The following is a 20,653-nucleotide window of genomic DNA, read 5'->3' on the forward strand; positions in this document are numbered from 1 at the left end:
ACAAAATACTGGTGTATAATATGTCCGTATATGCAAAAATGCAAAAGAGGGATTTACATGAATTTGGAAAGCTTTGTAGAGAAAAATGCGCCGAGGAATCGGATAGCGCTTTTAGTGCTTGTTGATATTTTACTGATTACATTGTCCGGCTTTCTGGCTCTATATATTCGGTATGATTTCCGTTTCAGCAATATGGAAATGGGATATGTAGACTGTGAGATTAGATATTTGCCGATAAATCTGATAGTTACCATAGTGCTGTTTGTGCTGTTTCGGCTGTATCGGAGTGTTTGGCGTTTTGCAAGCACAACGGAGCTGCTCAATGTGATTGGGGCTTGCTCCGGAAGCATACTGGCACAGATAGTAGGGATGTCCATCTGGGGAATGCGGATGCCAGTGAGCTACTATCTGATGAAATATGTGCTGCTTATTCTTGGAATTGGAACTGTCCGCTTTATGTATCGGATTCTTCGTATGCTTCAGGAACGTCGTATGGGAGAACGGCAGGATTCCAGAAAGCGGACTATGATTATCGGCGGCGGGGAAGCCGGGGCTATGATTATCAAGGAGCTGCAGAACAGCCGTTATCTGGATCAGTGCGTCTGCTGTGTGATTGACGATAATGCGGCAAAGCATGGAAAGTATATTCGCGGCATTAAGATCATGGGCGGCCGGGAGGATATCTGCCGTCTGGCTTATGAATTGAAGATTGACGAAATTATTGTTGCCATGCCCTCTGTATCTCAGGCAGAGGTGAAGGAAGTGCTGAATATTTGTCAGGAGACAAATTGTAAACTGAAGGTGCTGCCAGGTTTGTACCAGATGATCAAAGGAGAGGTAAGTGTATCCAAGCTTCGGAAGGTAGAGATTGAAGATCTGCTTGGGAGAGAGCCTATCAAGATTCAGTTGGACAAGATCATGGAATATGTTTCTGATAAAGTAGTCCTGGTAACAGGCGGCGGCGGATCCATTGGAAGTGAATTATGCAGGCAGATAGCAGCACACGCTCCCAGACGTTTGATTATCGTGGACATCTATGAGAACAATGCCTATGAGATTCAGCAGGAGCTGAAGTATAATTATCCGAAGCTGGATCTGGTTGTTCTGATTGCGTCTGTGCGGAATACCCACAGAATAGAAAGTATATTCAAAACATACCAGCCGGATATCGTATACCATGCAGCAGCTCATAAGCACGTACCTCTAATGGAAGACAGCCCCAATGAGGCGATTAAAAATAATGTGTTTGGAACTTATAAGACAGCAAAGGCTGCAGATAAATATGGAACAAAGAGATTTGTACTGATCTCTACAGACAAAGCTGTGAACCCTACCAATATTATGGGAGCATCCAAGCGAATCTGTGAAATGATTATTCAGACAATGAACAATTGCTCCAAGACGGACTTTGTGGCAGTAAGATTTGGAAATGTGCTGGGAAGCAACGGCAGCGTTATTCCTTTGTTTAAGAAGCAGATTGAGCAGGGAGGACCTGTAACAGTAACTCATCCGGATATTATCCGGTACTTTATGACGATCCCAGAGGCAGTATCCCTTGTGCTTCAGGCGGGGGCCCTGGCAAAAGGGGGAGAAATCTTCGTATTGGATATGGGTGAGCCGGTGAAAATTGTGGATCTTGCGAAAAATCTCATCCGCCTGTCAGGATTCCGTCCATATGAGGACATTGACATAGAGTTTACAGGTCTTCGTCCGGGGGAAAAATTGTATGAAGAGCTTCTGATGAGTGAAGAAGGGCTTCAGGAAACGGAAAACAGGTTGATTCATATAGGGAAACCTATTGAGATGGATGAAAAGAGATTCTTAAAACAGTTGGAAGAGCTGCAGAAAATCGCAAATGAAGACTCTGCCGGGATTCGAAAGAAAGTTCAGGAGATTGTGCCGACTTATGTGATAAAGAACAACTGAATTTGCGGCATAAGCGATAAAAACAAGGAAAAGGGGAAATGATATCCAATGAATGAGTATTCAGAAACTTATGAGAAAGAAATCAGCTTGGTGGAATTAATGTTTTACTGCCTGAAAAAATGGAGATGGGTTGTACTTTCTATGATAGTTGTTGCAGTGGCAGCAGGCGGGTATAAGTACATGTCCACAGTAAAAGGCAATCAGGTAAGACAGCAGCAGGCGCTTCTTGAGAAAGAAAATGCGGATGAAGAGGCAGCAGATGTAGAAGAAGAGGGTCCGGTAAAAAATCCGAATGTTGTGTATTATGAACAGATTATTGCAAATAGTGAGCAGGAACTGGAAAAGCAGGAAGCTTATCTGAGAGATTCTGTGATTATGCAGTTGGATTCCCGGCAGCTTCAGAGAGGGACTGTAAGTTTTTATCTAAAGGTTGCAGAGGGACAAGGTGCGAATTCATGGGAAAACTTAATTGGAGCATATGAGGCTTATGTCAGTGACGGAAGGCTTGCTGAACAGCTTTATGGCATTGATGCAGACATTTCCAAAGCAGAACTGCAATACTTGATTACATTTGCATGTGATGGAAAGGAGAACTATCGTTCTGCAAGTGTTATAAACTCTCAGACAGAGCAGGGAACTATTCAGATGCAGGTTGCAATGCCGGATCAGGTAATCTTTCAGGTACAGGCTATAGCTTCTGAGGAAGCTATTTGTGAGGAATATCTGGATAAGATTGAAAAAGCAATTATGGATTATAGTAAAGAACTTCAGGCAGAGGTGGTAGGACATGAGCTGAAGCCTTTAGCATCCACACAGTCAGAAATGGCCAGTGATGATATTCAGAAGTATCAGACAGATATCATAAGTTCTTATACAACATTGCTGACAAACCTGCAGACTTTGCGAAAAGGGCTTCAAACAGTGATTGATGAAGAAGGAGAGATGATCACAGTTACGGAAGAGATCGTTTTGGCAAATCCGGTATCTGCGGCTGTGAAGTTTGCGGTTGTAGGATTGGTGCTGGGCGCATTTCTGGCAGGCTTTTTGCTGATTCTTATCTATCTGATGAGCGGAAAGTTCCAGAGTACGGAAGCATTTAGGGAAGAGTTTGGAATGCAGCTTTTGGGTGAAATTAAGGCTCCAACAGGAAAGAAGAAAGTCTTTGGCTTTATTGATACCTGGCTTTATCACTTGGAAGAAGGAGCCTATGCTAATATTTCCAGGGAAGAGCAGATGCGGATTGCGGCCGCCAGCCTGAAGGGAGCAGCTGCTCAAAAAGAGGGCTTGAAAAAAATCATGCTTACTGGTACAATAGCCAAGGAAGATGTTGCAGAGTTCTGCAGCTGCCTGAAAGAGCATGTGCAGGAGATTGCTTTTTCTGATTATAGGCAGATTGTATTTGATGCATCTGCTTTAGAAGAACTGGATGGTTATGATGCAGTTGTATTTCTGGAGCGGAAGGGAGTTTCCTATTCCAAGCTGATTAAGAAGGAACGAGAGCTGGCTTCCGGAAGAGATATTCCGGTACTGGGTACGATTGTGGTTTAAGGGAGCAGATTTGTAAACTGGAGGATTGGCCTGCTTTTGCAGGTCAATCCAAAATGGAAGCTTTAAACCAGTGAGTTCTAAAGTTATTTTATTTTTTAAATACAAATTAACTATAGAATATTTATAAGCCTGTAATTCAAAATCGTCGCTTCGCCGCGTTTTGAAGGAGGGTGGATATAGCAGTGCAGAAGATCTAATTCGGACGAAAGTGCGAAGTGGCGAAGCATACTCATTTTTAGGATGAAAGGCTGCAGGTACAGAGGTCAAGGGTACAAAGGCAGCCGGATCAATAAGGAAAGAGTACGCATATGTGGTATGTAATACAGGTTGCAACAGGAAAAGAGGAACAAATCCTGGCGATGATAAAAAAATATGGAGTGCAGAAATATCTGAAGGAGTGTTTTTCTCCCAGATATGAACACAGGCGAAAGTACCTGGGACAGTGGCGGCAGGAGCAGGCCATTTTGTTTCCAGGCTATATTTTTGTCATCAGTGATCAAGTGGAGGAATTGTATCAGTCCTTGAAGCATATTCCAGAGCTGACTAAGATCCTTGGGGTTGGGGAGAAGTGGACGCCTATGACCAAGGAGGATATTGAGATTGTGGAATTGCTTTCCGGTAAGGAACGGGTGGTCAGGTTCTCGGAAGGGTATATTGTGGGAAGCAAAGTTGTTGTGAAGAAGGGACCTCTGCAAGGCTTGGAGGGGACTATTCGAAAGATTGACCGCCATAAGCGGAAGGCTTATCTGGAGATTCCCATGTTTGGGCGGGTGTTGAATGCGCAGGTGGGGTTGGAGATTGTGGGGAAGATGTAATGAGGAAGGTATGGCCTTCCTTTTTGCAGTTTGGGATAAAAAGATAGAGGGATGGAATTTGTATGGTAATTGAGAGATTTCCGGAAAAGGTGTGGCTGTCCTCGCCAACAATGCATGGGGATGAGAAGAAATACATGCTTGAGGCCTATGAAACTAACTGGATGAGTACAGTGGGGGAGAATATCAACGAATTGGAGCGCTTGCTCAGCGGATATATCGGTATTGAACATGGTGTGGCGTTAAGCAGCGGCACGGCAGCCCTTCATCTGGCAGTAAAGCTGGCAGCAGAGAGATTGTATGGGAGCAGTTCGGGTGTATCGACGCCAGATGGTTTGGGCAGAGGGGGAAGCCTCTATGGTCGTCGGGTGTTCTGCTCGGATATGACTTTTGATGCCACAGTGAATCCTGTTGTTTATGAAGGTGGTGAGCCAGTATTTATTGATACAGAATATGATACTTGGAATATGTCACCTGAAGCGCTTGAGCAAGCTTTTGAACTATATCCGGACGTAAAGCTTGTGGTAATGGCACATCTTTATGGAACGCCTGGAAAGGTGGAAAAAATTCGGGCAATCTGTGATGCTCATAAGGCACTCTTGATAGAAGATGCAGCTGAGTCTCTTGGAGCAACGTATCATGGCAGACAAACTGGTGTGTTTGGTGACTATAGTGTTGTAAGTTTTAATGGAAATAAGATTATTACAGGTTCATCTGGGGGGATGCTTTTGTGCCATTTTAGGGAAGATGCGAACAAAGCACGGAAATGGAGTACCCAGAGCAGGGAAGCGGCACCTTGGTACCAGCATGAGGAGTTGGGTTATAACTACCGCATGAGTAATGTGATTGCAGGGGTCGTCAGAGGACAGTTTGGATATCTTTCGGAACATATCGAGCAGAAAAAGAGGATTTATGAGAGATACAGGGAAGGGTTTAAAGAACTCCCTGTAAAGATGAATCCCTTTGATGCGTTTGTCAGTCAGCCGAATTTCTGGCTGAGCTGTTTATTGATAGACAACGAGGCTATGTGTGAGAGCGTGAGATCAGAAAAAAGATTTTTCTATAAGAGCGAGAGAGGAAAATCCTGTCCGGATGAGATACTGGAGGCACTGAGTAATCTAAATGCGGAAGGCAGGCCCATCTGGAAGCCTATGCATATGCAGCCTGTTTACCGAAGCCATGGATTTGTTACAGCAAGTGGCAATGGCCGAGCAAAGAGTAATGCCTATATTAGGGAAGCAGAAGTTGCAGATGTGGGGGCAGATATCTTCCGCAGAGGGCTTTGTCTGCCTTCGGATAACAAAATGACAGAAGAACAACAGGAAATTGTGATGGAGATAATAAAAAATTGTTTTTAAAAGCGCAATGTGAATTTTTGAAAGGTGAAAATATATATAAAAAATTGATAAATAAAGGAGCTTACTGGTTATATGAAAAAAATAAATAATAAGCTCCTTTTTACATCAATTATAATACTTGGCATTGTATTAACTTTGGTAGTAACTAATTTATCATTTGTGCAAGAGATGGTAGATACTACCTATGATTTTTGTATCAGTCAGTTTGGTTGGCTGTTTGTATTAACAAATGTATGCTGCCTGGTTTTCTCATTCTGGCTTATGTTTGGACCATATAGAAATATCCGTTTGGGAGGAAACAATTGCAAACCTGTTTTTAGTACTTTTTCCTGGGCTGGCATGATGTTTACAACAAGCTGTGGTGCATGGCTTGTTGTATATGGATTTTTAGAGCCCATTTATTGTGCGGCCCAAGCCCCTTTTCAGATAGAGCCATTAACAACCCAGGCGTTTGAATATGGTCAGATGTATGCACATTTTCACTGGGGACCAAACGCATGGTGTATTTATGTTCCTGTAACAGCAGCAATTGGCTATGCACTTTATAATCGTCATGCAAAAAGCGGAACATTGAGTGAAGCGCTACAGGCTGCGACGACAAAAAAAAGTGGGAAAATAGTTCGATTTATTATAGATCTGCTTTCAGTGCTGGGGGCAGTGATAGCTCCGGTAATTTCCATTGGGACAGGTATGCCGTTACTAGTTGTGCTTATTGAGAATATTTTTGGAATCTCTGACACATACAGAATGTTGATTCAGATTGTAATTCTTCTTATCTGGATTGCGATATTCGGTACAAGTGTATATCTGGGCCTGCAGCATGGCATTAAAAAACTCAGTAACACAAATATAATCATGGCATTTTTATTTATGATTGTTTTTTGCATTGCAACAGGTGTTTTTAAGGTACTTTCGGCAGAAATAAACACAATAGGGCTTTTTCTGAATAATTATCTAAGAATGAGTACTTATACAGATCCTTATGGAAACGGCAGCTTTGTAAAAGGGTGGACGATAGGGTATTGGGCCTGCTATTTTGTGTATATGCCGCTAATGGGGGTATTTAATGCAAAAATTTCTAAAGGGCGGCGGTTGAAAGAAATTGCTTTTGGGCAGCTTGTTCTTTGTACACTTGGCTGCTGGGTAGCTATGGCCACCTTTGGGAATTATGGGATGAGCCTGCAGGTAAATGGAAGATTAAATATTGCGTCATTTTTAGAAACAGGTGATGAGGCCGGTGCCATTCTGGCCATACTGGAAACAATGCCAGCTTCTAAACTTTTAATGGTTCTGCTTCTAATTATATCTTTCGTATTTTTAGCAACTACAATGGATTCAAGTGCATTTGCAGCAGCAGAGATGACAATGCAGCAAAATAATGAAGAAAATCAGGCTCCTCGTTGGTTGCGCATTATGTGGGCAGGAGCGGCAGCGCTGGTCGCATTTGTTTTGCTGCAGATTGGTGGTGTGAAAGCGGTCCGCTCTTTATGTTATATGACAGGACTTCCTTTAGCACTCGTGACATATTTAGTGATATTTGCAGTATGGAAGATGTTGAAAGAGGATTATGGAAAGAAAGATTAGAGATCAAATGATTAAGGAGTCTTTTTAAGTATGTATGCAAAGTTTTTTAAAAGAATGTTTGATTTTGTAATTGCTCTTTGTATGCTTATTATTTTATTTCCATTGCTAATATTTTTTACAATTATTGGTTCATTTAAAATGAAAGGAAGTCCTTTTTTCTGGCAGGAGAGAATCGGGAGAGATGAAAAAGTGTTTAAATTGGTAAAGTTTAGGACAATGACCAATAAAAGAGATCTGGATGGAAAACTGCTTCCAGATGAAAAAAGACTTACAAATTACGGCCATTTTTTGAGAAGTACAAGTTTGGATGAATTACCAGAATTATTTAATATCTTAAAGGGTGAAATGGCAATTATCGGACCAAGACCATTACTGGTTCAATACTTGCCTTTTTATACAGAAGAGGAGCATCATCGTCATGATGTACGGCCAGGACTTACTGGTTTGGCCCAAATCAACGGGCGTAATTTTCAATCTTGGGAAGAGCGCTTTGCCTATGATCTGGAATATATCAGAACAATTTCATTGAAACGGGATCTGGGGATATTGATTAGAACAATCAAAACAGTGATGATTCGAGAGGGAGTTGGAGACTTAGAATCGGGAAAAATCAAGAAGGATGAGAATGGAAAATTATGGACTTTATACAATGGGCAATGGTGCCAAATATACAGTCCTTTAGATGAAGAGAGAAGAACAGGGAAAGGATAGAAAGAAATCGTGAAAAAAATGCTTATGCTTGGGACCAGTTACCTTAGCAAAGAAATGGTATTATATGCAAAAAGTCAAGGAGTTTATACAATTGTAACAGATCCGCAGCCTTTGGAGAAGTCGGTAGCAAAACAGGTAGCAGATGAATATTGGATGATAAATACTTGTGACCTTGACAAAATTGAAAATAAATGCAGAAAAGAAAATATTTCTGCGGTATTATGCGGAATTAGTGAGTTCAATTTAGAAATGACAATGGCATTGTGTGAACGCTTGGGATTGCCATGCTATTGCACTCCTTCCGCATGGAAATATTCTAGGGACAAGGCTGCGTTTAAAGAACTCTGCAAAAGAATTGGAGCGCCTGTTGCGACAGATTACTATTTATCAGAAGCGTTGAATGAGGAGGAATTGGATAGAGTTGCTTTTCCTGTAGTTGTTAAACCTGTTGATTTGAGTGCAAACAGAGGAGTGAGTTATTGTTATAATAAACAGGAACTGATAGAAGCATATCATTATGCACGTACTTTATCGAAGAGCGATAAAATTGTAGTAGAGAAGATGTTATTTGGAAAAGAGTGGTATAGCTATTATGCAATTGCAAATGGTGAAATACGACTTGTTGCATTAAATGGTATGTATGCGCAAACAGGTGAGTTGAAGAATTTATATTCTCTGACGACAACAGTTTCGGATAATGTGGAACGTTTTATAAATGAAATAAATCCCCAGATTATTGAAGTTCTAAAAGAAGTGGGCTGTAAAGAAGGGATTGCCTGGGTACAGGTTATGCTTGATGAGGATGATAGGTTTTATATTATTGAAATGGGATACCGGCTTCCTGGAGATTTTCCCTTTATACAGTATGAAAAACTGTTCAATTACAATTCTGTTTCTTGGATTGTTGACTATGCTTTGGGTAAAAAACATTCTATAGAAGAATTACCAGAAGAACAAAAGCATGCATTTATAAAATGTGGCTGCTCGTATTCTTTATGGACAAAACAGGAAGGGATTTTAGCAGAAATTAGAGGGATTGAAGAACTATTACAAGTACTAGATATAAAGTATTATACATTGTCACAAAAAGGCGACCATTTTGCTGAACATAGTACAGTTGGTGTTATAGTTTTTTGCGAGGATAACTGTGAAAATATGTGCAAAACCTTGGACATTATCAATAAAAAACTGAGTGTGATTGATGAAAAAGGTGAAGATGTGCTAATTCGTTATACAGATTTCGACTATTTAAAACAAATTTATAATATTGGATTACAGCAGAGAAATGCTTAAATAGTTTCTTTTCAATATGATTTGTTTAGACAGTAGCAGAATGGAGATTAGATTAAAATGATTAAAGTATTTACACTATCAGAAGCAAGCGCATGGGATAACATCGTGTATTCTTTTGAAAGATACGATATTTATTACTTATCCGGATATGTCAAAGCATTTGAAATTAATGGTGATGGAAAAGCTGTTCTTATATATTTTGAAAATGGTACAACGAGAGCAATGAATGTTGTAATGAAACGTGATATATCAAAATTTTCTAATTTCTTAGGCAAAATTGGAGAAGGAGAGCTGTTTGATATATCAACACCATATGGATATGGCGGTTTTTTGGTAGAAGGTAAAGATATTAAGGAATTAAAAAAAGAATATGAAGAATTTTGCCATGCAGAGCATATTGTTTCAGAATTTGTTCGGTTTCATCCAATATTAAGAAATTGGATGGGATTGGATGTAATATATGATGAAGTCCAATTGGGGAACACAGTTTATATGGATACAATTAGTGAGGAAATTATCTGGAAGAATATAGCAAACAGAAATCGCACCAAAATTCGAAAAGCCCAGAGAGAAGGAATGAAAGTATATTGGTGCAGAGCTCCAGAGATTATTACGCCATTTATGGATATATATAAGGCTACGATGGATAAGGATAATGCGGAGGACTATTATTATTTTAATAAAGAATTTTATGAATCCATTATGGAAGATTTAAAAGATAATGCGATGTGGTTTTATTCTGTCATAGACGGCGAAATTGCTGCTATGACCATTTTTTTATTTTGCAATGGCCAAATGCATTATCATCTATCAGCGTCGAATAGTAAATTTCAGAAAATGGCAGCTACAAATTTATTAATCTATGAAGCAGCTTTATGGGCACAGAAAAATGGATATAAGACACTTCATATAGGCGGTGGTGTAGGTGCGAAACGTGATGGTTTATATCAATTTAAAAAAGGTTTTAATAAGGGGAAGGATGTAGAATTTCATATTGGTAGGAAAATTTTTGATGAAGATGCATATAAGCGGTTGGTTGATTTACGGATGCAAAATGATGAGCATTTTGATTTAGAAACAGGGTATTTTCCAAAATATCGAGCTTGAAGTGAATTGATTAATTTATTTATAAACTTAAAAAATGGAGATTAAAATGAAACAAAAAGTTATATGGATTGTTAATCAATATGCAGTTCCGACACAAAAAAGAGTGAGGCAAATTGTACTAAGTCAGCATTTGGAAAAACAGGGATACAAAGTTTACATTCTTTGTGGAAGCAAAATTCATGGTGTCAATGACAATTTTATTAAAGATAAATCTGACTTTAAAAAAGTAGAGTTTGATGGGGCGAAATTTATTGTTATACGAATTTCGAACTATGATAGTCAAATAAAAAGAGTAGCAGTTTCCGTCCAATTTCAAAAGAAAATTTGGAATTTGCGTAATAAACTACCAAGACCAGATATAATTGTCAGTGATTTTGCAGGACTATTTGGAAACGAATTTCTTAAATGGAAAAAAAGGTATGGGACCAAAATCATTTATGATATTCTTGATTTATGGCCGGAAGATTTTTTAGATGTAGGATTTTTAAAGAGAAATAGTATTTTAGCAAAGATATTATTTGACATGGAGCATAGAGCATATAGAGAAGCAGATAATCTTATATTCTCTATGGACGGTGGAAAAGATTATGTTAAAGAAAAGGGATGGGACATCGATAATGGTGGCGATATAGATATTAATAAGATAGGGGCACTTAATAATGGTGTAGATCTTGAAACAGTAGACAAAAATCAAAAAGAATTTGTTCTTGATGATGCAGATTTGGATTCAGAAAAATTTAAGGCTGTTTATCTTGGTTCTATACGTAGAGCAAATAATGTTGATTTGATTGTAGAAGCAGCAAAGATATTGCAAGAGCAGGGAAAAGAAAACATTATAATTCTTGTTTATGGAGATGGAGACTATCGCAAGAGATTGGAAGAGAAAGCTGATAGATTAAAGCTGTCCAATATAAAGTTTAAAGGAGGACTTGATGTTCAGTATGCTCCCAATGTATTGTCACGTTGCGATTTGAATTTATTTAATTTTATGAATGTTCCTATCTGTAGATTTGGTCTTAGTCCCAATAAGCTTTTTATGTATTTTGCCAGTGGAAAACCGGTTTTATCTATGATTCGTCCCAATTATGAACTGGTAGAAAGCCGAAAATGTGGTATTGTAACTGAAAATTCACCTCAAGCAGTTGCTGAAGGTATTATTAAATTTAGTAAAATGGATCAGAAAGAATATAGGCGATATTGTGTAAATTGTCGTTTGACAGCAGAGGAATATGATTACAAGAATCTGGTAAAAGTTTTAATTGATCAGATAGAAGGAAATTTTTCATGAATATTTTGCTAGTGACACAGATTTATCCAGAGCCAGATGATGGGAAAGGGTATGAGGCAACAAGGACAGTTGAATATTTTGCCAAAGAATGGGTTGAGATAGGACATAGGGTTGTTGTAGTACATTGTCCAAGCAGATTTCCATTTATTTATTATATGATGCCAGAGTTTTTAAAGAATGAGATAAGGAAACGGACATATATTTTAGTTCCCACTTGGTCATCTACAAAGACTTTTCACAGGCAAGAATATGGAATTGATATATACCGTCAACCTATGCGAAAATGGATTCCTTCCCAGGCTTATACAAAGCATACTATGTCTAGACAGTGTCGTGCCATAGGAAAAATATTGGAAGAGATAAATTTTGTTCCAGACTTAGTGGCGGGTCATTTTAGCAATCCTAGTACAGAATTGGTAAGCAGACTGAGTAAAATATATTATGCTATGTCATCCATTGTATTTCACAATGATTGTTCGGCTAAAAATATAAAAAAATATCGGATCAGAGAAAACATTGAGGGAATCAGAGCTGTTGGGGCAAGATCTGTATTGGAAGCAGTTTCTATAAAAGAACAATTAGGCTTGCAGAAAACACCTTTTATCTGTTATTCAGGAGTTCCCAATGATGCAGTAGAAGTCAATGACAAGATCTGTTCCAAACAGGACTATAAAGATGGTATTCGGTTTTTATATGCAGGCGGTCTGGTTCAAAAGAAGCATGTGGACGCAGTGATTAAAGCATACTCCAGACTAAGGGAAAAACATAGAGAAATAGAGTTATCCTTGAAAATAATTGGGGGAGGATCAGAAGAAGAAGAGCTACGAGAGTTAGTGCTGAAGCTGAATCTTACAGATTCTGTTTGTTTTACAGGAAGACAGCCAAGAAAGGAAGTTTTGAATGAAATGAAGAATGTCCAGATTTTTACCATGATCAGTCAAGGAGAAACATTTGGGATGGTCTATTTGGAGGCTATGCTGCAGGGGTGCATTGTGATAGCCTCCAAGGGAGGCGGCTTTGATGGAATTATAGAGGATGGTATAAATGGGTTTCTCTGTGCGACCGGTGATGCACAAATGCTGGAAAATATTTATGAACAAATTATAGGGCTGGATGCCAAACAGCGAAATCTCATTGGACAAAGAGCCATTGATACGGCAATGCAATATTCGGAGAGAGCTGTGGCCCAGCGGTATCTGAATGATGTGATAGAGAGAAATTAGCAGAGTGTTTAATAGGACAGAAGAGAGGTTATATTGGAAATGATAAATGTAATTGGATTAGGGTACATTGGTTTGCCGACAGCACTGATGATGGCTTCCCATGGTCTGAAGGTTGTTGGTACAGATTATAATCATGAATTGGTAGATATGCTGAGAGCGGGGCATACAACCTTTAAGGAAGAAGGGTTGGATGCTCTTTTTAATTCTGCTGTGAAAAGTGGTATTGTTTTTACAACAGAATATCAGACCGCAGAAACCTATATTATTTCGGTGCCTACTCCTTATGATAAATTCAGCAAAAGGGTGGATACCAGCTATGTGGTGGAAGCAGTAAAAAATGTGATAAAAGTTGCGCCGAAAGGAGCATCCGTTGTTGTAGAATCAACTGTTTCGCCAGGGACAATGGATAAATTTATAAGACCGGTGATAAAAGAGGCAGGACTGGAAACGGGCGAGGATATTTATCTTGTACATGCACCAGAAAGAATTATTCCTGGAAATATGATTTATGAGTTGATTCATAATAATCGGACGATTGGTGCAGACGAGAAAGAAATCGGGAAAAAAATCAAATCATATTATGCTTCTTTCTGCCGAGGAGAGATCGTTGTGACTGATATACGAAGTGCTGAGATGACAAAGGTTGTGGAAAATACCTATCGTGCAGTTAATATAGCCTTTGCAAATGAGCTTGCAAAAATTTGCAGACATGACGGGATTGATGTATATGAGATTATTAGAATTTGCAATATGCATCCAAGAGTCAATATCCTTCAGCCGGGGCCGGGTGTTGGTGGACATTGCATTAGTGTCGACCCCTGGTTTCTTGTGGGGGATTATCCTTCTTTAGCCAATGTAATAAATGAATCTATGAAAACAAATGATGGAATGCCGGATTTTGTATTAAATCGTATTTATGAGATTATGAAGGAAGAAAAATTGACAGACATATCCAGAGTGGGGCTGTATGGACTTACTTATAAGGAAAATGTGGATGATATGCGGGAATCGCCTACATTGCAGTTACTGGCTTCCCAAAAGAGACATTTAGCGGATGGATTAAAAGTATATGATCCAATGATAGAAGCGGATATTGTGGAAAATCAGTACCATGATTTATCTGGATTCTTAAATGATATAGATATGGTAGTTATAATGGTTGCCCATGATGAAATAAAGAAAAATTGCATGGACTTGAAAGATAAAATTATTTTAGACACAAGAAATGTGATTGGCAGTCTGGGGCGGGGATGGAAGTTGAGAACATTGTAAAGTACACCTGAAAGCAGAAGAAAAACGGTAAAATAAGGTGTTTCATAGGAAATGGGAATGATATGAATGTTGACTACTCTGTACTGGGGAGACAGTACAAAAAATACCAGAATGAATACGAAGAGGCTGCACTGAGAGCTATGCGTTCCGGATGGTATATACTTGGGAATGAGCTGGAAAAATTTGAAGCTGATTTTGCCGCATTTCATGGAATGGATTGTTGTGTTGGTGTAGGTAATGGGCTTGATGCACTCAGGCTTGCCCTGGAGGCTATGGAGATTGGAAAAGGCGATGAAGTAATTGTACAGGCCAATACTTATATTGCTACAGCTCTAGCAGTTTCAGAAACAGGCGCGGTACCCGTATTTGTTGATGCGGATGTGTTTTTTGGAATTGATTCAAATTTATTGGAAAAAGCAATTACTTGCAAAACAAAAGCGATTATGGCTGTGCATCTGTATGGACAGCCTTGTGAGATGGATAAAATTCTTGCAATCGCAAAGGAACATAATCTTTATGTGATAGAAGACTGCGCACAGGCACATGGAGCTGTATATAAAGGAAAACTGACAGGTACATTTGGAGATGCTGGATGTTTTAGCTTTTATCCTACAAAACCCGTTGGAGCATTGGGAGATGCTGGAGCTGTACTCACCAATGATAATGTGCTGGCTGAACGAATTAAAATGCTTCGCAATTACGGCAGCCGTGTGAAATATCAGCATGAAATTTTGGGTCTGAACTCCCGAATGGATGAGATACAAGCTGCTGTTTTAGGAGTGGCATTAAAATACGTGAATGAGGGAAACAGTGAAAGAAGAAAAATTGCTGCTGCGTATTTGGAAGGAATACATAATACAAACATTGTTCTGCCCAAAATCAAGCCAGAAGCAGAGCATGTTTTTCATATATTTCCGATTTTGTGTGAAGAGAGAAACCGGCTTTATAACTTTTTAGAAAAGAATGGGATTTATACACAGATTCATTATCCAGTTCCCTGTCATTTAGCAAAATGTTATCAGGAATTGGGATATCAGGCAGGGGATATTTCAACAGCAGAGCATTATGCATCTTCAGAACTCAGCCTTCCTATATATGTTGGCATAACAAAGGAAGAAGTCAGTTATGTGATTGATAAGATAAATCAGTTTGAATAAGGTAGAAAAGAAAGATTCGTTATGGAGAATAACAGGTGAGACTAAGAGAGTTAGAGATGAGGGATGCACCGCGCATTTTAGAGTGGATGCATGATAAAAGTGTGACAGAAGATTTGAAAACAAATTTTTCCGTATTTACATTGGAGGATGCGCAAAGATTTATTCTTCAAAGCAGGGATACCCATATTAATATGCACAAAGCCATAGTGTCTGATACAGATGAATATATGGGTACAGTCAGTCTTAAGGAGATTGATTATGACAAAGGTAATGCAGAGTTTGCCATTGTAGTTCATAAAGATGCAATGACCAGAGGATATTCCTGGTATGGAATGACAGAAATTCTGGATATTGCATTTTCAAAATTAAAGCTGACAAGCGTTTACTGGTGTGTATCCCGTAAAAATAAACGGGCAGTTCATTTTTATGACAAGCACCATTTTCATGAATCTCTGGATATCCCTAAAGATATACTAAGAAGATATAAGAGTGTTGACAATTTAAAATGGTATTCGGTCCTTGCAGGAGATGATTATCACAATGAGATTTATAGACGTAAAAAGATAGCAGGCTGCAAAATTATATCGATTAAGACAATTCCTACAGTGGGTGCTGGGGAATTGTCTTTTTTTGAGGTAGGAGATGAAATCAATTTTGATATAAAAAGGATTTATTATATCTCTAAGGTTCCAGAAGGAGTACGCAGGGGGTTTCATGCTCATAAAGAGCTGAAACAGATTTTATTTTGTCCATATGGAAAGATTCATCTTATACTGGACGAAGGGAATGGTCGAGAGGAGATTACGCTCAGCGATCCATCTATTGGGGTAGTGATTGAGCATCCGGTCTGGAGAGAAATGCTTTGGATGGAGAAAGATTCTGTGTTGTGCGTAGCAGCTTCTGAGCATTATAGGGCAGAGGACTATATCAGAAATAGGGCAGAATTTGACAGATATATAAAAGAAGCACAGAATGATCGGGGAGCATGAAAATGAAAGTTTCATTTCGATTAAATGATGAAGAGAGAATATGCAATTTATTGGGGATGCTGTTTCTCAGTTTGTATATAGTTAATATATCGCCAGGGTTTGAAGAGCCGTTGGGAATTCCTCATGCGTTCGTATCAATGATGATGAAAATAGTGTTGGGATTAGGATTCTTTTCATGCATTGATGTGATTTTTAGACGGTTTAAAAAGAAAACTTTGATTTATTGTTTAATAACGGTAGCAGTTATTTTTATAAATACTATATTTTTCCCGTCGAATAATATAGTTTTTAAAAACACAGCAGTCTATTTTTTAGTGAATTGCTTATTACCAATGATTTTTTTTGCAATGGTTCGTGACTTTCAACTTTTAAAACAGAAACTCTTGAAAATATCAGAAATCATTGCAATCCTGACTATAATTGTTTTGATACTTAAAATTGCAATACCAAGGTTAGGGGGACAGTTTTCTTTAGGCTATTATTCCATGGGATTTGGTTATGCTTGTCTTGTGCCAATGATTTTTTTAATGTTGGAATTTGTACGGAAGCCAAATTTTAAATATGGGTTATATATAATTGTAATGCTTATTGCAATTATGAGCCTTGGTTCAAGAGGGCCTTTGGTAGGGATATTGTCATTTGCAATGATTGCATTTATAAAGATAAATCACGAAAAAAAGAGAGATGTGAGAATTATATTAGGATTTTTAGTAGGCTTAATTTTTGTGTTCTTTTCAGGCTCATTATTTACTCTTTTATATAATTTGCTATATAGTATTGGCATTGACAGCAGAACGCTGATTATGATTGCTAACCATAATATTGGTTATATGTCAGGCCGGGATGAACTGTATGAATTTTTTTTACAAGAAATAGTATCAAATCCTTTTATCATACGTGGAATTAACAGGGATCAGGCATTAGGATTCAACTATCCACATAATGTGTTTTTAGAATTATTGTACCAGCTTGGAATTATTTTAGGTGGATTGATAGTGGTTTCCATTGTTTTTAAAGCATTTAAAGCTTTGAAATCAAAGTGTATGAGTACAGATTCCAAGCAACAATTAGAAATAATATTTATGTGTGTTTCTTTATCAACATTGATGATAAGTGGTACTTTATGGAAACAGATTAATTTCTGGATATGGATAGCAATTTCAAATAATAAATACAGAGACTATAAAAGAAAAATTAGAGAGGGAACATAGGAATGAAAATATTGCATATTATGCATGATTACAAGCCTCGGATTGGCGGTTCTGTTGTCAGGAATGCTAATATGGTAGAGGCATATAAAAGAAATTCGAACGATGAGATATATTTGATAAATTTGGGCGGAAAGGAGTATAAACTGAGAGAATGTATAGGAGGAATCAAAATCTATCGGTGCAGATCTCTCATGGAGATGATTGTTACTGCCAGAAACATAATATTTAAAAATGGTATTGAAATATTGCACGCCCATAATTATCGATTTATGTTTGTTGCATTCATGATAAAATTTATGTGTCCATGGAGACACCTAAAAATTGTCACAGAGATGCATTCTTTATATAGGATGAAACGTTTTAAAGAATTGATATCCTATTATTTACTGAGAAAAAGTGATGCTGTGATTGTACTGGCGGATTCCGCAAAACAGTATTTAGCAGAGAAGATGAGAGTAGATAAGAAGAAGATCACTTCAATAAGTAATGGTATATCCGAGGTCAGTTTTAAGGAGAACAAAAATTTTAAGCTTTATGAGGATTTGTCAGAGAAAAAAAATAATTATTGTATAGCCGCATATTTTGGAACATTTTATGCATGGCAGGGAGTTCTGTTTCTTGCACAGAATATAGAGAAAATATTTCAGGAATGTCCGGACTTATATCTTGTTATGATTGGAGATGGGCCGGATTTTGTTCAGACAAAAGAACTTATTCAAAAAAGCAGATATAAGGAGCAGATTTTTTTATCTGGAAGTATAGAGAAGGAACAAATATGTAACTTGTATGAATTGGTTGATATCATTTTAATTCCCCGTTTAAGGGATTTGAGTACAGACACAGCTATTCCTCTGAAAGCAGTTGAGGCTATGGAGTTCTCAAAATGTATTTTGGCTGGAAAAGATAATGGGCTGAGAGAAATATTAAATGAGAAAAATGCGGGACTCTTTAAATCGGGTGATATAGAAGATTTCATTTTTGTACTAAAGAAACTTTTAGCAGACAGACAGCTAAGGGGAGAACTGGGGCAGAAGGCAAAAATGGATTCACGAAATTTCTTTCATACCTGGGACACAAATGCTTTGCAGGTAAAGAAGATTTATGAGAAGATTCAAAAAATTAATCGGTAAGGAAGCTTATAGAAGATAATGAGGATTATGAACACCTATTTGGTCAGTTATATTCACAGTTTTGCCAATAGATATTATCATAGAAAATTTTTATTCAGTGTGGCAAACAGAATTGGTCTATCCAGCTTAAGCTATTTTCATTATAAAAAGACAAACAAGGCTGGTTTTAAAAATCTCATTGACATAGGAACTCTTTCCTGCATGGACAGCAGCAAAATAGTTATAGAAGATTTGTGGAGGCAATACTATAGACAACACCGTTTTTATATTTTAGGAACTGGATGGGTAAAATGGACCTATGAGGAAAAACCATGGGGGTTTGAGGGGATTGTAATTGATTCTGAAATCAGAGCGGATTTTAGAACGGAAATTGCATGGTGCCGGGATATGCGCACAGGATATTGTTTTAATCAGGACACTTTAACTGCTGATTTTTTTGATAAGCTTGAAAAAGGGGCAGATATTAAGGTCCCTTGGGAGTTAGCTAGGATGTATCACTGGCCTCAATTGGCGTTGTTAGCTTTATGGAGCAGAGGAGAACGTAGGCCTATTATTGATGAATTTATATTTGAAGTGGAGGATTTTGAAAAAATACCTGTTGGAAAGAGCATTCAGTATACATGTGCTATGGAAATTGCAATCCGGGCAGTGAACCTCCTAATTGCATTTGATATTTTTACACAGATTGATGAAGAAGGGCAGATGAGCGTCAGTTTTAAAGAAAGCTTTATTGCTTTAATGTGGAAGCATCGGGAAGTGATTCTCAATCGTTTAGAGGTTGATTTGAGGAATGGAAAGAATGGGAATCATTATCTTGCAGATCTGTGCGGTCTGCTTTTTTTGTGTTCATATTTACAGGGAAAAGAGGCAGAGCGATGTTTGGCATTTGCAAGGAGAGAATTTTTTAAGGAAATAGATAAACAGTTTTTGGAAGACGGCAGCAATATTGAGTGTTCTACAGCATATCACAGGCTATCATCTGAAATTGTTATATTAGGGCTGCTGATGATACAGAAGTCGGGAAAAAGAGTACCAAAAGCTTTGCATAAAAAGTTGATTGGCATGTATAAATTCTTACATATGATAAGAAAGCCCAATGGAAGAATCCTTCAAATAGGGGACAATGACAGTGGACATGTTGTTCGATTAAATCCAAAAGGGCAGTATGTAAATGAGAGAGAGTTATTTAAATATAATGTAAATTGGAAAAACTATAATGATGGAAAGAATTTGTTTTTTCTTCAAGAAGAGCTGTCTGTAGAATCATGTATAGCCATGTTTGAGGCTCTTTTTGGATTGACAAATACAGCTGACAAAATAGCATTTGGATTTTATAAATCTGTGATTGGAGAAAAAACATTAAAAATTTCTTTGGATGATACAGACTTTAAAATTCAGAATGGAGAAATAAGAGACCTTGTACCAGACAATTTTTTATTTAGAAAAGAAACGGTTATTCGGTTTGCAAAAAAATATGACTTTAGTTGTAAAAAAATTATTGTGTTCGAATATTTTGGACTGGTAATTGTAAAGCTGGATGATTTTTTTTTGGCAGTCAGATCAGTACCGGAATATAAAAAGATGCGCTTAGGTCATGTTCATAATGATGTACTTCACTTTGAATTATCAATTGGAGAAAATGAATATTTTACGGACCCTGGAAGCTATGTTTATACCGGACACAGAGAGTGGAGAGACCGGTTTCGTTCCGATAAAGCTCACAATGTTCCGATTTATAGGAATAAGTGGGTAGAAATACTTGATATGTTTTCCAGCAGGGCAGAGGTGGCTGGCGAATGTTTTGTTTCTGAAAACAGGATTATTGTGACGGCTATGTCTAAAAATGTAACTCATCTGAGGCGCTTTACATTGCATTGTGACAAGCTGGTTGTTGAGGATTTCAGCAATGAGGATTTTGAACTGAGAAAAGAAGCAGATATCAAGGATTGTTCTTTGGGATATGGAATGAGAACAGAGATAAAAAATCAAAGGATTAATATTATGACTCATATAACAGAATAGTCATAAGCAAAGGAATAGGGAA

General features: G+C 37.9%; 16 protein-coding genes. All 16 read left to right on the forward strand.

Translation table 11 applies throughout. The features are described from left to right. Window positions 1–57 precede the first annotated feature (57 nt). The 16 genes from VSQ61_RS06955 to VSQ61_RS07030 all read left to right on the forward strand — a co-directional run bounded on the left by VSQ61_RS06955 (window position 58) and on the right by VSQ61_RS07030 (window position 20,631). The gene (locus tag VSQ61_RS06955; protein WP_334343716.1) at window positions 58–1,926 is read left to right on the forward strand and encodes a polysaccharide biosynthesis protein; all 1,869 of its coding nucleotides are present in this window, start codon (window positions 58–60) and stop codon (window positions 1,924–1,926) included. A gap of 48 nt (window positions 1,927–1,974) precedes the next feature. Further along, window positions 1,975–3,474: a hypothetical protein gene (locus VSQ61_RS06960; protein WP_334343717.1), complete on the forward strand. Its 1,500-nt coding sequence runs from the start codon at window positions 1,975–1,977 to the stop codon at window positions 3,472–3,474. A 308-nt stretch (window positions 3,475–3,782) separates the two neighbouring features. Continuing rightward, window positions 3,783–4,289, forward strand: a complete 507-nt coding sequence (gene loaP, locus VSQ61_RS06965) for an antiterminator LoaP (protein ID WP_334343718.1) — start codon at window positions 3,783–3,785, stop codon at window positions 4,287–4,289. Window positions 4,290–4,351: 62 nt separating this feature from the next. Beyond that, the gene (locus VSQ61_RS06970) at window positions 4,352–5,644 is read left to right on the forward strand and encodes a DegT/DnrJ/EryC1/StrS family aminotransferase (RefSeq protein ID WP_334343719.1); all 1,293 of its coding nucleotides are present in this window, start codon (window positions 4,352–4,354) and stop codon (window positions 5,642–5,644) included. Between the two features lie 72 nt (window positions 5,645–5,716). Next, entirely contained in the window at window positions 5,717–7,228 is a 1,512-nt protein-coding gene (locus tag VSQ61_RS06975; RefSeq protein WP_334343720.1) for a BCCT family transporter, read from the forward strand. Between the two features lie 30 nt (window positions 7,229–7,258). Then, a complete protein-coding gene (locus tag VSQ61_RS06980) occupies window positions 7,259–7,939 on the forward strand; it encodes a sugar transferase (protein WP_334343721.1) in 681 nt (226 codons plus the stop codon). Window positions 7,940–7,957: 18 nt separating this feature from the next. Continuing rightward, window positions 7,958–9,232: an ATP-grasp domain-containing protein gene (locus tag VSQ61_RS06985; RefSeq protein WP_334343838.1), complete on the forward strand. Its 1,275-nt coding sequence runs from the start codon at window positions 7,958–7,960 to the stop codon at window positions 9,230–9,232. A 57-nt stretch (window positions 9,233–9,289) separates the two neighbouring features. Further along, window positions 9,290–10,339 carry a lipid II:glycine glycyltransferase FemX gene (locus VSQ61_RS06990; RefSeq protein ID WP_334343722.1) on the forward strand — a complete coding sequence of 350 codons (1,050 nt, stop codon included), beginning with the start codon at window positions 9,290–9,292 and terminating at the stop codon, window positions 10,337–10,339. Between the two features lie 46 nt (window positions 10,340–10,385). Then, a complete protein-coding gene (locus VSQ61_RS06995) occupies window positions 10,386–11,627 on the forward strand; it encodes a glycosyltransferase family 4 protein (RefSeq protein ID WP_334343723.1) in 1,242 nt (413 codons plus the stop codon). Then, window positions 11,624–12,850 (forward strand): glycosyltransferase family 4 protein, encoded by a 1,227-nt coding sequence (locus tag VSQ61_RS07000; protein ID WP_334343724.1) that lies wholly within the window; start codon window positions 11,624–11,626, stop codon window positions 12,848–12,850. Before VSQ61_RS06995 ends, VSQ61_RS07000 begins: the two co-directional genes overlap by 4 nt. Before the next feature lie 39 nt (window positions 12,851–12,889). Next, complete coding sequence (locus VSQ61_RS07005; RefSeq protein ID WP_334343725.1) at window positions 12,890–14,122, forward strand: nucleotide sugar dehydrogenase; 1,233 nt, start codon at window positions 12,890–12,892, stop codon at window positions 14,120–14,122. 62 nt (window positions 14,123–14,184) lie between these two features. Beyond that, window positions 14,185–15,279, forward strand: a complete 1,095-nt coding sequence (locus VSQ61_RS07010) for a DegT/DnrJ/EryC1/StrS family aminotransferase (protein ID WP_334343726.1) — start codon at window positions 14,185–14,187, stop codon at window positions 15,277–15,279. A 35-nt stretch (window positions 15,280–15,314) separates the two neighbouring features. After that, on the forward strand, window positions 15,315–16,268 hold the full coding sequence (locus VSQ61_RS07015; RefSeq protein ID WP_334343727.1) for a GNAT family N-acetyltransferase: 954 nt from the start codon (window positions 15,315–15,317) through the stop codon (window positions 16,266–16,268). A 2-nt stretch (window positions 16,269–16,270) separates the two neighbouring features. Next, window positions 16,271–17,479, forward strand: a complete 1,209-nt coding sequence (locus VSQ61_RS07020; RefSeq protein WP_334343728.1) for an O-antigen ligase family protein — start codon at window positions 16,271–16,273, stop codon at window positions 17,477–17,479. Between the two features lie 2 nt (window positions 17,480–17,481). Continuing rightward, window positions 17,482–18,609, forward strand: a complete 1,128-nt coding sequence (locus tag VSQ61_RS07025) for a glycosyltransferase family 4 protein (RefSeq protein WP_334343729.1) — start codon at window positions 17,482–17,484, stop codon at window positions 18,607–18,609. A gap of 27 nt (window positions 18,610–18,636) precedes the next feature. Next, complete coding sequence (locus VSQ61_RS07030) at window positions 18,637–20,631, forward strand: heparinase II/III domain-containing protein (RefSeq protein ID WP_334343730.1); 1,995 nt, start codon at window positions 18,637–18,639, stop codon at window positions 20,629–20,631. The last annotated feature ends 22 nt before the right edge of the window (window positions 20,632–20,653 follow it).

The sequence above is a fragment of the Candidatus Merdisoma sp. JLR.KK006 genome, from assembly GCF_036941035.1.
Classification (GTDB): domain Bacteria; phylum Bacillota; class Clostridia; order Lachnospirales; family Lachnospiraceae; genus Laedolimicola.

Coding starts and splice junctions, on each gene's coding strand:
- VSQ61_RS06955 (WP_334343716.1), top strand. CDS start 58: ATGAATTTGGAAAGCTTTGTAGAGAAAAATGCGCCGAGGAATCGGATA.
- VSQ61_RS06960 (WP_334343717.1), top strand. CDS start 1,975: ATGAATGAGTATTCAGAAACTTATGAGAAAGAAATCAGCTTGGTGGAA.
- loaP (WP_334343718.1), top strand. CDS start 3,783: ATGTGGTATGTAATACAGGTTGCAACAGGAAAAGAGGAACAAATCCTG.
- VSQ61_RS06970 (WP_334343719.1), top strand. CDS start 4,352: ATGGTAATTGAGAGATTTCCGGAAAAGGTGTGGCTGTCCTCGCCAACA.
- VSQ61_RS06975 (WP_334343720.1), top strand. CDS start 5,717: ATGAAAAAAATAAATAATAAGCTCCTTTTTACATCAATTATAATACTT.
- VSQ61_RS06980 (WP_334343721.1), top strand. CDS start 7,259: ATGTATGCAAAGTTTTTTAAAAGAATGTTTGATTTTGTAATTGCTCTT.
- VSQ61_RS06985 (WP_334343838.1), top strand. CDS start 7,958: ATGCTTATGCTTGGGACCAGTTACCTTAGCAAAGAAATGGTATTATAT.
- VSQ61_RS06990 (WP_334343722.1), top strand. CDS start 9,290: ATGATTAAAGTATTTACACTATCAGAAGCAAGCGCATGGGATAACATC.
- VSQ61_RS06995 (WP_334343723.1), top strand. CDS start 10,386: ATGAAACAAAAAGTTATATGGATTGTTAATCAATATGCAGTTCCGACA.
- VSQ61_RS07000 (WP_334343724.1), top strand. CDS start 11,624: ATGAATATTTTGCTAGTGACACAGATTTATCCAGAGCCAGATGATGGG.
- VSQ61_RS07005 (WP_334343725.1), top strand. CDS start 12,890: ATGATAAATGTAATTGGATTAGGGTACATTGGTTTGCCGACAGCACTG.
- VSQ61_RS07010 (WP_334343726.1), top strand. CDS start 14,185: ATGAATGTTGACTACTCTGTACTGGGGAGACAGTACAAAAAATACCAG.
- VSQ61_RS07020 (WP_334343728.1), top strand. CDS start 16,271: ATGAAAGTTTCATTTCGATTAAATGATGAAGAGAGAATATGCAATTTA.
- VSQ61_RS07025 (WP_334343729.1), top strand. CDS start 17,482: ATGAAAATATTGCATATTATGCATGATTACAAGCCTCGGATTGGCGGT.
- VSQ61_RS07030 (WP_334343730.1), top strand. CDS start 18,637: ATGAACACCTATTTGGTCAGTTATATTCACAGTTTTGCCAATAGATAT.